The sequence below is a fragment of the Glaciecola sp. 33A genome, assembly GCF_002836745.1.
Taxonomy (GTDB): Bacteria; Pseudomonadota; Gammaproteobacteria; order Enterobacterales; family Alteromonadaceae; genus Glaciecola.
The window spans coordinates 493,801-506,548 of the sequence record NZ_PJAR01000024.1 but is presented as its reverse complement, the minus strand read 5'-3'; the positions used below and the strand labels follow the sequence as shown (position 1 = coordinate 506,548).

Sequence of the window (12,748 nt, the reverse complement as noted above, 5' to 3'; positions counted from 1 at the left end):
TGCTTAACTCAGTTTCAATTTAGTCAATCAAGACGCTAACATCACACGTATCACGAGGATTATTCGACATGACTGCTTTATCAGATTTTGTTCAATTAGATAGTCGCCAAGCAAGTCTGGTAATTGATTGCACATCAAACACGCCAGCGATCGCCTATTTTGGCAAACGGTTAAATAAACAAACTTCTTTTGATATGCTAAAGCTGTTGCTAACACGCCAAGAGGCAAAGTGCGCGGTGATTGTTGAACCGCCTATTTCACTGACACCATCAATGGGGCAAGGTTTTACAGGCGGTCCGGGTATTGAGCTAAACAATGACAGCAATGCTTGGTCAATAGGCGCCAAGCTGCAAAAAATTGAGCAACTTAATAGTCAAGAAGTGCGATTTGAATCTTTTGATGAGGCACGCAAACTGACACTCAGTCACTTGATTAAACTCGACGAAGTCAGCAACGTAATAAGTGCATCAACGACATTAATAAACCACAGTGAAGCGGCCGTTGGGGTTAATTATTGCGCAGCACCAACAATCCCTATGCCCGATCATATAACCAAGTTAATGTCCTTTGAGGGACGTTGGTCAAATGAATTTCATCGCAATACTATCGATTTATTTTTAGGATCTGTGCTGCGCGAGAATCGCAAAGGCAAAACCTCACACGATAGCTTTCCAGGTGCTATATTACATGAGCAATATACGAACGAGAGCCAAGGTGAATGTTATGGTTTCCATTTAGGTTGGAGCGGGAATCACCGCGCGCGTATTGAGTTACTGCCAGAACAACGCACCTACATTCAAATGGGTGAGTTGTTAATGCCCTCCGAACTGACCTTGCAGCATGGTGAAGCTTATACTTCACCAACGCTTTACTGCGCATATTCGCAAACAGGCTTTAACTCGCTTTCGAACAACTTCCATCAGTTTGTACGTACTCAAATTCTGACTGCAAAACAGCAAGCAAAGCCCAGACCTGTTCATTACAACACATGGGAAGGTATCTATTTTGAACACAATGTAGATACCTTAAAATCGTTAGCAGATCGAGTAGCCAGCTTAGGGGTTGAACGTTTTGTATTAGACGACGGCTGGTTTAAAGGACGTCGCGGTGACTATGCTGGTTTAGGTGACTGGACCGTCGATTATGCTATTTATCCCGATGGTCTGTCTCCGCTTATTAATCATGTCAATAGCTTAGGCATGGAGTTTGGTATTTGGTTCGAACCTGAAATGGTTAACCCCGACAGTGATTTATATCGCACGCATCCAGATTGGGTATTGCACACTGAGGGCAATGAGCAATTACGTTTTAGAAATCAGCTGGTGCTGGATTTAACACGTCCACAGGTGGTGAATTATCTGTTTAAATGTATTGACGATATCCTAAGCGAATATTCGAGTATTCGTTATATAAAGTGGGACATGAATCGCGACATTAATCATGCCGGTAATGAGCACGGAAAACCCGCCGTCAGTAAACAAACTCATGCCCTATATAAACTCATCGATGACTTGCGCGAAGCCCACCCTGAGGTAGAAATTGAAAGTTGCTCATCCGGCGGTGCACGCGTCGATTATGGCGTTTTAAGTCATACTGATCGGGTTTGGACCTCAGATTCAAATGACGCCATTGACCGTCTCGATATTCAACGTGGTTGCTCGTACTTCTTTCCATCAGAAGTTATGGGGGCACACGTTGGCCCCCGAGATTGTCACATTACTGGGCGTCGTATGAGCATAGAAATGCGCGCAGGGGTTTCTTTCTTCGGTCACTTAGGTTTAGAAATGGACCCTCGAGAATTAAGCGAACATGAAATGCAGATACTTAGCGATATTATTGCGCTGCACAAAAAACACCGCGCGCTAATTCATTCAGGACAACTCATTCGCTTAGATACAGATGGTAACTCGGTCGATTTTGGTATTGTGAGTAGCGACAAATCACACGCTTTGTATGCTTATAACAGCGTTACTGAAACTAAACGTACAGTCCCTAAAAAATATAGATTTAACGGTTTAGATGCCTCGAAAACTTATCAGTTTAATAAGATTTGGCCAACCAACCTTAAAGAGTATTCACCGTCTATTTTAGCAAAAATAGACGGCCAGAAAATCAGTGGGCAAGCTTTGATCCAACTGGGTATGCAACTGCCGATTAGCTTCCCGCAAACTACGCTTATTTTTGAATTGAAGGCAGTTTAATCAATCGGCTATTAAAAATCGTCGGCACGGTATGTAAGCGCCGACGCATTGATACGAATAAAACAAAGAATTTAATAATAGACTTGAATAACGTGCCGTAATGACATCTGGGAATAGAGAACTAGCGCAATTGTGCTTAGTGATTAAGCGGAGTAGGATAAAGACACAAACGACAATTCCACCTTCAAATGAGACCCTAATGCGCTTAAACAACATTGCCTTGATTACCCTTTCTATCCTCACCGGCCTGGCCCTATCTGGTTGTGAAAAAGCGAACGATACAATCGCTACAAAAGTAAGTGAGTCTCCACCATCGGTAGACGCTAATGCAACAATACAATCTGCAGAAACAGCAAAAATAAACGCTTGGTTTGAAGATAAATTTGAGCAAGAATTGATGTTAAGCCCAACTACTTTAACCACTTTAGGTCGAAGTGAACGTCAAGACGAAATAGATGACTATTCAGAACAAGCTTACGGAGCAAAAATAGCCCTCAAAAAAGCCAACCTAAGCGAGTTAAAACGCACCTTTGATTATGCAAAGCTAAGCGATGACGCTAAATTATCTTATGACCTTTGGGTTTACATGAGCGAGCAAGCATTCGCCGCATATGAATTTCGCTATAATAACTATGTATTTGAGCAAATGAATGCGGTTCATAGTTTTTTCCCACAATTACTAATTGCGCTGCATAAGGTCGAAACCGGCGAGCATATGCAACAGTATTTAAAAAGAGTATCCGCAACGGGCAGAGCTCTTGACCAACTGATTGAGAGATCTAAAGAAATTGCTGAAAAAGGGGTCAGACCCCCGTATTTTTCCTTTGAAGCTGTTATTGACGAGTCGACTAAAATTATTACAGGTGCACCTTTTAGCGAGGGTGACGACAGCGCAATTTGGGTCGACGCCCAAGCTAAAATAGCTGGTTTGCTTAAACAGAGCCAAATCAACCAGAGCGAAGCTGACGAATTAACCGAGCGCATTAAGCAAGCACTATTAAATGACTTTAAGCCAGCATACGAAAGACTCATCAAATGGCAGATAACAGACAAAGCAAATGCGCCCGAACAAGCATTAGGAGCTAGTGCATTGCCCAATGGCCTTGCGTTTTATAACGAGCGCTTAGCTAACCAAACAACAACGAATCTAAGTGCTGATGAAATATACAACATCGGATTAGCAGAAGTTGCTCGTTTGCGTAGCAAAATGGAAGTGGTAAAAGCTGAATTTGGCTTTGCAGGTAATCTGCAAGAATTTTTTGTATTCCTAAGAGAAAGCAAAGACGATGAACGTTTGTATTACCCGAATACCGATGCAGGCCGTCAAGCTTATATTGATGACGCAACGGCAGCGATCAATAAAATTAAAAAGGTGCTGCCCGAGTATTTTGGTATATTGCCAAAGGCCGATATGGTGGTCAAACGTGTTGAGGCCTTTCGCGAGCAAGACGGCGCCGCGCAGCATTACTCGTCGTCTACGCCTGATGGTTCAAGACCCGGTGTTTACTATGCCCACTTGTCCGATATGACGGCTATGCCTAAGCGCGAGCTTGAGGTGATTGCATATCATGAAGGCTTGCCAGGCCATCACATGCAAATAGCTATCTCGCTAGAGCTGGAGAACGTGCCTACATTTCGTAAGCAGTCGTATTTAAATGCATTTGGCGAAGGCTGGGCTTTATACTCAGAATGGTTAGCCAAGGAAATGCCGGGCACTTATCAGGACTCACTTTCAGAATTCGGACGTTTAGGCTCTGAAATGTGGCGCGCAATTAGATTAGTGCTCGACACCGGTTTACATGCAAAGGGTTGGAGTGAAGAAAAAGCCATTGCTTACTTTAAGGAAAACTCTGCGATTACTGCAGAACAAGCGCAATCTGAAGTACGCCGTTATTTAACTATTCCAGGACAAGCGACGGGTTACAAAATTGGCATGATAAAAATTCAGGAGCTGCGAGCTCTAGCTGAGCAGCAACTCGGTGATAAGTTTGATATTCGTACTTTTCATGATGTTATTTTAGGCGGTGGTGCTTTGCCTATGGTCATGCTAGAACGTCGAGTAAAAACGTGGATTGCTAGTCAGCAATAATCACGACTTTGCTCATTGCCTCAGATCACACAAACGGGTTCTACAACACCTTCAATTCCATGTAATTGATAGATAAAAATATTACCCGATTGTGGTTCTATCATTAAACGTTCAGGTGCCAGTGAATGCTTCGCTGTGGTCACAATCAGCCAATCCATCTGTGGTCCCCCTATCGCCACACTGGAGGGTTGACTGACGGGCATATCGAGGACTAAGTCAATCTTGCCCTTTGGGTTGTATCGGACAACTTGCGAAGCTCCCCAATGTGCATTCCATAAGTAATCCTCTGAATCGACTATTGCGCCATCAGGAAAGCGATGTCCTTGCGTTGTTGCAAAAACTCTTTTATTAGATAATTGGGTCGTATGCGTGTCAAAATCGTAAGCGCTAATCGTGCGCTTTATTGAATCGGCATGAAACATTGTTTTGCCGTCCTTACTCCAACATAAACCATTAGAAATTGACACATTCAATACCTTTGCATCACATTGCTTGTTCGCATCTAAACAATATAGATTGCCCAAAACAATGTTATCCAAATTATTGTCATCGTTGGCAACAGATTCATTCATAGTGCCAGCCCAAAAACGGCCTTGTCGGTCAGTCCTGCCATCATTAAAGCGATTCGTTTTTATATTCTTTTCAGGTTGAGCCAACCACTCAAGTTGTTTGGTAACAAGATTATAGCGAGCGATCCCAATATCGAATGCAGCGATAATTTCATTCTTAATTGGTGTAAAAGAAAAACAGCCAATCCGATACGGCATATCAAAAGTTTCAACACCATGAGTTCTAGGGCAATAACGTTGAATTTTGGCGCCAATGATATCAACCCAATAAATGATTTGCTCAGACTCATTCCAGAGCGCACATTCGGCCAAAATACATTGTGAGTTGATACTGAAAAGTAACTTACCCACTTTTTTCGATAGTTGAGTATTTTTCAAGATTACATCCTCTTTTTTAAGCACACACAATCGACTCAAGCCGTTTCTTGATTTAATTCATTTATACTCTGGAAAACCGAATTAAAGCCCAATAAAGTGGTCGTCGTTACCTGACAAATTTCAGTTAAAATTGATTGTGACTCTAGCACGCTTGCAAAACAAGAACTTAAGTGGGGAGCCCCAATAATAGAGACTTTATCCATTTTAACGAGGCTCCATTCTGTGGCATTCATAGAAGCACGAACATCGCTCCCTATCAGCAAACCTGAAAGATAAGAGCTTGCTTCATGGGCACTCAATTGCCCAAATAACTGCCTCGAACGCACACTAAATAACCCATGAATTAAACTACCCATTTCACTATTGAGGGTAAAAGCAGCGCCGGAATCAAATGCTTCCTGATTAAACACTTTCTGATTAAACACGCCCTGATTAAACACTGTCACTTTTTCTTGGATCAAGACACTGTGATTTGCAATAAGGTCAAATAACTCGCCAGTTAACGCTGTTTTAAAGAGCTTAATTTTGCCGTCTTCAACTAACACCCATTTAGTATGCGTGCCCGGCAAACAGACTAAATGTCGACCGACTTGGTTTTCTTCCGCTAATTGCAGCCAACCTAAAATCTGTAACTCTTCCCCGCGCATGCAGTCGTAGTTGTTATTTTCAAGTTTACAACTCAGGCCTGGAATAACATTAATATTGTAACCGTTGAACTGAAAATTTACGCAAGATTTAGCCAGTTCTCGGGGGGAAATGGGGCTAGACAAATAGGGTGTCTCTTTCCAACCAATACTTGAGCCAATTTGTCCCGCCATTAAGACCGGTAGTTTGCCGTATTCAGATTCCCACGGCGAAATACATTGCATTAAGGTTTCCTCAAAACTCAAGGCTGACTTACTCACTCCGAGGCCTGCGCTGCGGCTGACTAGTTTTGGGCTGCCATCGGCTTTGACTTTACAAAGAAAAGCTCGAAGTCGACTCGTCCCCCAATCAACAGCAATAAAATAGGAATACCTTTGCATTAAGTTCTCCCACCATCAATATTAATGGCTTGTCCCGTAATCATGGAAGAATTATCTGAAGCCAGAAATAGCGCCAAATTGGCGACGTCATGGGGTTCTATGCGTTTTTTAAGTGCCATCGCTTCAGTCCATTTTTGCTCTTCTTCTTCGGTTAACCAACTGGCTAGCTGTCGATCGGTAGCTACCCAGCCGGGTAAAATAGCGTTAACTCGAATATTGTCGACGCCAAAATCGCGAGAAAGTGATTTCGTCATGCCCATTAAGCCTGCCTTTGCAGTCACGTAACCCGTCATCTGCTGTGGGCCAATAAGCGCATTGATGGAACTGAAATTAATAATGCTACCAGAGGCATGCTCTCGCATAATTTTGAAAGCCGCTTGTGAAGCAAAGAAAGCAGGGTCTAGGTTAACCTGCATACACTTATGCCAATCATAGGCCGAGATATTTTCAACGTCTTGACGAGCATCATTGCCCACATTGTTGACTAGCACATCCAAGTTACCCAATGCTTTTGATGCTTCTAAAATAGCCAGTTGTAGTGTTTCAGGATCGGTTACATCGACTTTTCGATACCAAAGTTGAGCGTCATGATTTTCAGATTCAATCCCAGTAATTAATCTTGCTGAGGCTTGTTCATCGATATCGATAAAAGCAACTTTAGCTTTTTGCCCGACAAACGCCTTTACCATTGCAGCGCCGATGCCGGTGGCGCCTCCAGTTATAAATACAACCTTACCAATGAGACTCGAATACTGTGTCGCGTTTTTGTCAATAGAATCGGTCACCCAATCCTCCATTTGTCGAGGTGTTAAAGAATGTTAATCAAGCGCTGAACACTTAAATATTATTAAGGTAAGCAGTTTTCGCCTTTTAGGTTATTATCATATTATACTAACTAAAAACAAATATGATAATTCAACCATAAAATTAAGTATGATATAACTGATTTATTGTAGATTTGGAAATTTTAACATGCAAACACCGCAACGGCACAATCTAACTCATCAGCTTACACACGATTTAGGCATTGCTATAGTAAATGGGAAATATCCTATTGGCAAAGGCATGCCATCAGAAGCTGACTTATGCGTAGAGTATGATGTGAGTCGAAGCTCTACAAGAGAAGCGGTGAAAATGCTATCCGCCAAAGGACTTATTTCTTCTCGCCCCAAACAAGGCATTAGGGTATTGCCTGAAAGCAGCTGGAATATGTTTGATACCGATGTGCTAACCTGGATTTTAAGCAGTAAACCCTCACTTTCTCTACTTAAAGAATTTACACAGGTACGCTTCGCGATTGAGCCCGAAGCCGCTGCGCTGGCAGCTCAGAATGCAACGGATGAACAGCTTGCACAGATAGAGTTTGCTTTGAGCCGAATGGCGGATGCAGACAATGGCTTAGACGATCCCTTAGAAGCTGATATCGAATTTCACACCAGCATATTAAATGCCAGTGGCAATCGATTTTTCGCTCAACTTTCAGACTTTATCGGCACCGCCTTGCGAGTAAGCATTCGCTATACCAATAAAATAAAAGGTGTTCCCGGTGCTGATGTGCAAAAACACGCTGACATTTTTAATACTATAAAATCAAGGGATGATAAAGCTGCCCGTGAAGCAGTTTCAACCATCCTCGTTGAAGCGCTTGAACTAATCGAATCCAAGCTCTAGGGGTCCTAATATGACGGAGCATACTCAACAACAGCTAAAGACGTAGCATGAACACCGAAGATAAACATTACTGTATCGAAGCAATACTGCTTGCAGCTGGCGAGAGTAGACGCTTCAACGATACTAAACAGCTTGCTTTTGTGGATAAGAAGCCGATGCTGGTTGGCACTGTAGAGATGTTGAAAAACGCAAAATTTAACTCAATTACCGTTGTGTTAGGCGCAAATGCGAGTAACGTTAAAAACGTATTGCAACAGGTTAGTTTAGAATCGGCTTTAGGCAGTAACAGATTTCCAAGCGTAAACGCCATCATTGCCCATAAATGGCAACAAGGAATGGGTGCTTCAATAGCCGCTGGTATAGAGAATTTAGCTCAGGACATCACTCATGTTTTTATTGGATTAACTGATCAGGTGGAAATTCGGTCAGAGCAGTGTAACCTTATGATGATAGCATCGCGCAAAAATCCTAACAAGATTGTTGCCGCTTTTTATAATGGTAAGCTAGGTGCACCGGCTATTTTCCCCAAAGCATATTTTGCGGAGCTCGCTTTACTAGAAAACGATAAAGGGGCAAGAAATATATTGCGTGCCAATGCAGCACACATCATCAGTATTGATATGCCAGAAGCAGCGCGGGATATCGATACCAAGAAAGATTTATTGTCGTATCAATCGAATACCCAAACGTAACCAAGCACGAGTTGAACCCCCCCCAACAGTGAGAAACATAGAGGACAAAGGAATGATTAGTTTTACCTTAAATGACAAACCTATTAAAGTTGATGCGGATCCAAAAATGCCGTTACTTTGGGCATTGCGTGATTTGCTTGATATGACAGGAACCAAGTACGGTTGTGGTATTGCTCAATGTGGTGCTTGTACGGTACATATGGACGGTACACCAATCCGCTCATGTGTTATGCCACTGGCTACCATTGCGGGTAAAAATATCACCACAATAGAGGGCTTACCCAGTGATGCCAGCCACCCTATTCAACAAGCTTGGCTGGAGCATAATGTTCCGCAATGTGGCTATTGCCAGTCAGGTCAAATAATGAGTGCTGTTGCTCTGCTTGAGAGTAATCCTAATCCCGATGACGCCGCTATTGATGATGCAATGCAAGGCAATATTTGTCGTTGTGGCACCTACCCTCGCATCAAGGCTGCCATTAAAGATGCTGCAAAAAATGTGTCGACAACTAACGTCGATTTTAGCCTAGCTAAAAATGCAGGAGAAAAAGCATGATTGAATTATTTCAACAGGCCGCTGATAACGCATCAATTAAGCAGACAAAATCTGTTAGCCGACGTGATTTTTTGAAGTTAACCGGCATGACCACTAGCGGCTTTGTTTTGGGATCTATGTTGTCTGTTAGCTTACCAGCATGGGCGCATGGAAATGCCTCTCATGTAGGCAATAACACACTCAATTTATTTGTTACGATTGAAACTAATGGCCGCGTCAACATTGTCTGTCACCGCAGTGAAATGGGCCAAGGTATTCGCACCAGTATTCCTCAAATTGTTGCCGATGAACTTTGCGTTGCTTGGAAGGATGTGCACGTTGTGCAAGGCTTAGCCAATGAAGCTTATGGCAGTCAAAACACTGATGGGTCGCGTTCAATAAGAAACTTTTATGCAAAGATGCGTGAAATGGGCGCAACTGCAAGAACGATATTAGAACAAGCTGCCGCAGAACAATGGGCAGTGCCGATAGCTGACGTTTATGCTGATGATAGTTTTGTTATTAATAAAAATACCAAGCAAAAAATATCTTTCGCTGCACTAGCTGAACCTGCTTCAAAAATAAAACCCCCTGCCCCCGACTCGTTAATCTATAAATCAAAAAAAGACTTTAAGTATATTGGCAAACCAATACAAATCATCGATTTACCCGACATGGTTACTGGCAATGCTATCTTTGGCCAAGACGTGACACTCGAGGGTATGTTGTACGCAAGTATTGAGCGTAACCCTGTCGTTGGATCAAAAGTTGAATCGTTCGACAAAGCCGCGGCCATGAAAACGGGCGGTGTAGTCGACGTTTATAAGATGCCTGAACAACCAACGCCTGTGGTTTTTAATCCTGCGAACGGCGTTGCTGTTATTGCAACGAATACTTGGGCGGCATCACAAGGCCGAAAAGCACTAAACATAAAATGGGGCGACAGTCCTCATAAAGACCATGACTCAGCAGAATACTTGGCGCAATTAAACCAACGAATTGTCGGTAAAGGTAAGACAATTAGGCAAGGCGGCGATGCTTATGCTGCAATGCAACAATCACAGAAAAAAATAGTAGCAACTTATACTGTACCTTATCTCGTGCATGCACCAATGGAGCCACCCGCCGCGACTGCCGTATTTAAAGACGGCAAGTGTGAAGTATGGGCCTGTACACAAACGCCTCAAAATACTCAACAAAATGTGGCCGCTGCACTAGGTATTGCAAAAGAGAATGTGACTGTAAACGTAACGCTATTAGGTGGTGCCTTCGGACGTAAATCAAAAGCTGATTTTTCAATTGAAGCTGCGCTCCTTGCCAAGTACACAGGAAAGCCCGTAAAGGTTATCTGGAGTCGAGAAGATGATATTCGCCAAGGTTATTACCATTCCATTAGCTCACAATATTTTGAGGCCGGCTTAACCGCCGATAATATGGTAAATGCATGGATACAACGAACCGCCTTCCCGAGTATCAGTTGGACATTTGATGGCGCTACAGATGAGCCCTCCGATGGCGAGTTAAGTTTAGGCTTTGGCGATATGCCATTTAACGTTGATAACTTGTCCTGTGAAACGCATAAAGCGCCTGCTCATATTCGAATTGGTTGGGTTCGTTCTGTATGTAATATTCAGCATGCATTTGCTCAAGGCAGTTTTGTTGACGAACTAGCTCATGCAGCTAGAGTGCCTACGCAAAAAATGTGGCATCAGTTATTGGGCGATGACCGCTTGGTTAATCCAAAGGACCAAGGTTTTGAATATGGTAACTACGGAGAGACACTGGAGCGTTTCCCTATTGACACCAAACGTTTGAAAAATGTTTTAGATGACGTAGTGACTAAATCTGGTGCCGACAAGCCAACTGCCAATGGTGAGGCATGGGGCATTAGCGCGCATCGAAGCTTTGTGAGCTATGTTGCCGTGGCAACAAAAGTGCGTGTAAAAGACAATAAAGTAACTGTTCTCGAAATGCATTCTAGTATCGACGCTGGCACAGTGGTTAACCCTGATCGCGTTCGCTCGCAACAAGAGGGGTCAATGATATTTGGCTTATCGTTAGCGATGATGGGCGAAATCACGGTCAAAGAGGGTGCTGTCGAGCAATCGAACTATAACGACTATCAAGTTTTAAGAATGTCTCAAAGCCCACTGATCACGACTTATATTGTTGAGTCAGACGCGATACCCGGTGGTGTTGGAGAACCCGGTACACCGCCTGTTGCACCAAGTTTAACTAATGCAATATTCCATGCTTGCGGTAAACGAATAAGAGACTTACCTGTAAATAAACATTTTACGGTCTAAACTCGTAGTAATAGTTGGCGCATTGATAAACTTGTTTGGTAAATATCGGTTTTCAGTGCGTTTTTATATAGCGAATTGGGATCAACTCTCTGTACGCTGTCAACTTAAATGCTCGATAATCAGCGAATTATAAACCCAGCGCTGAAGAAAATAGACTTTAGGAAAGCAAGCTGAATGACATTACTTGATACCCGCCCTTTTTTACCTAAACTGTCAGTACTTTTTGGATTAATTACTTCAACGCTGATTTTTACATCTATTGCTTATTCTGCTGAAGAGACTAAAAATGCACAAGACACGACTCTGTCTAGCAAATCTCAAGATAAAGAAAAAAATAACCGTATTTCATTAGGCGATGATATTGGCAAAGCCGACATTCCAATCGAACGAAGCCTAACTGGCTTTGACAACGTTAACGCAACACTTTCGCTATGGGAGCTTGGTGCCGGCGGAGGCGCTTTTTATAATCCTAAATACCCGGCCTCAAGTGAAGGACGAGTCTTTGGTCTAGTGCTCCCCTTTGTTGTTTATCGAGGGGAAACGTTCCGTATAGGTGACGGTGGCGGAGCAAGAGCCATTATTATCGAAAATGAAACATTTGAAATCGACTTTTCCTTTGGCGCAGCATTGCCAAGTGACAGTGAAGACAATAGTGCGCGTGTTGGCATGCCAGAGCTCGATTTTTTAGGTGAAATTGGTCCACAGATGATTTTCATGTTAGGTAAATATGATTTCGATAAGAATGCAAAAGGCGAGAATATAGGTACTAATATTGGCAAAGGCCGACTCGATTTTCGACTGCAAGCGCGAGCTGTATTCTCCACCGACTTTAGTGACATTAATGCTCGCGGCTTTATTTTTGAACCGCAAATATCTTACCAGCACCGTGGCTTTAAACACGAAGATACTGCATTTAATATTTCATTTGGTGCTGTTTTTGCCACCGAACAAACACATGACTATTTTTATGAAGTTCGTCCCGAATTCGCAACTGCGGCGCGCCCAGCCTATGATGCTAAGGCGGGCTATTTAGGCTCAGAACTAAGTTTAGGAGTTTCATTTCGAGTTAGTGACGATATTCGTGCATTTATTGGCGGTTCGGCACAATTTCATAGCTTAGCAGCGAACAAAGACAGTCCACTGTTTGAAAAAGAAGTCACTTATTCTATCGGTGCAGCCTTTGTATGGCGTTTTTACAAGAGTCAGGCAAAAGCTAATTGGTAAGAGGTGGGTGGCCCTAATCTTAAGAGCCCCCTAATATCAAAAATGACGAACTTAATGA

Annotated in this window: 10 protein-coding genes; 7 read left to right on the top strand and 3 right to left on the bottom strand. The window is 42.9% G+C overall.

What is annotated here, in order from left to right; genetic code table 11:
- Positions 1–68: 68 nt before the first annotated feature.
- Positions 69–2,201 carry an alpha-galactosidase gene (locus CXF81_RS02580; RefSeq protein ID WP_101179796.1) on the top strand — a complete coding sequence of 711 codons (2,133 nt, stop codon included), beginning with the start codon at positions 69–71 and terminating at the stop codon, positions 2,199–2,201.
- A gap of 199 nt (positions 2,202–2,400) precedes the next feature.
- A complete protein-coding gene (locus tag CXF81_RS02575) occupies positions 2,401–4,290 on the top strand; it encodes a DUF885 family protein (protein ID WP_101179795.1) in 1,890 nt (629 codons plus the stop codon).
- Between the two features lie 20 nt (positions 4,291–4,310).
- Here CXF81_RS02575 and CXF81_RS02570 read toward each other — a convergent pair whose 3' ends face one another.
- From CXF81_RS02570 to CXF81_RS02560, 3 genes are read right to left on the bottom strand one after another with little or no spacing between them, the layout of a single operon-like run.
- On the bottom strand, positions 4,311–5,237 hold the full coding sequence (locus tag CXF81_RS02570; protein WP_101179794.1) for an SMP-30/gluconolactonase/LRE family protein: 927 nt from the start codon (positions 5,235–5,237) through the stop codon (positions 4,311–4,313).
- Positions 5,238–5,272: 35 nt separating this feature from the next.
- Complete coding sequence (locus tag CXF81_RS02565) at positions 5,273–6,262, bottom strand: 2-dehydro-3-deoxygalactonokinase (protein ID WP_101179793.1); 990 nt, start codon at positions 6,260–6,262, stop codon at positions 5,273–5,275.
- A complete protein-coding gene (locus CXF81_RS02560; protein ID WP_101179792.1) occupies positions 6,262–7,059 on the bottom strand; it encodes an SDR family NAD(P)-dependent oxidoreductase in 798 nt (265 codons plus the stop codon). The genes CXF81_RS02565 and CXF81_RS02560 overlap by 1 nt, the downstream gene beginning before the upstream one ends.
- 175 nt (positions 7,060–7,234) lie before the next feature.
- Here CXF81_RS02560 and CXF81_RS02555 point away from each other — a divergent pair, with 175 nt between their 5' ends.
- The 5 genes from CXF81_RS02555 (at position 7,235) to CXF81_RS02535 (ending at position 12,690) form a co-directional block, all read left to right on the top strand.
- Positions 7,235–7,933: a FadR/GntR family transcriptional regulator gene (locus tag CXF81_RS02555; protein ID WP_101179791.1), complete on the top strand. Its 699-nt coding sequence runs from the start codon at positions 7,235–7,237 to the stop codon at positions 7,931–7,933.
- A gap of 47 nt (positions 7,934–7,980) precedes the next feature.
- Positions 7,981–8,625 carry an NTP transferase domain-containing protein gene (locus CXF81_RS02550; RefSeq protein WP_101179790.1) on the top strand — a complete coding sequence of 215 codons (645 nt, stop codon included), beginning with the start codon at positions 7,981–7,983 and terminating at the stop codon, positions 8,623–8,625.
- Between the two features lie 52 nt (positions 8,626–8,677).
- Positions 8,678–9,181, top strand: a complete 504-nt coding sequence (locus CXF81_RS02545) for a (2Fe-2S)-binding protein (protein WP_101179789.1) — start codon at positions 8,678–8,680, stop codon at positions 9,179–9,181.
- Complete coding sequence (locus tag CXF81_RS02540) at positions 9,178–11,466, top strand: molybdopterin cofactor-binding domain-containing protein (RefSeq protein ID WP_101179788.1); 2,289 nt, start codon at positions 9,178–9,180, stop codon at positions 11,464–11,466. The genes CXF81_RS02545 and CXF81_RS02540 overlap by 4 nt, the downstream gene beginning before the upstream one ends.
- Positions 11,467–11,640: 174 nt before the next feature.
- Positions 11,641–12,690, top strand: coding sequence for a MipA/OmpV family protein (locus CXF81_RS02535; RefSeq protein WP_101179787.1), 1,050 nt, complete (start codon positions 11,641–11,643; stop codon positions 12,688–12,690).
- The last annotated feature ends 58 nt before the right edge of the window (positions 12,691–12,748 follow it).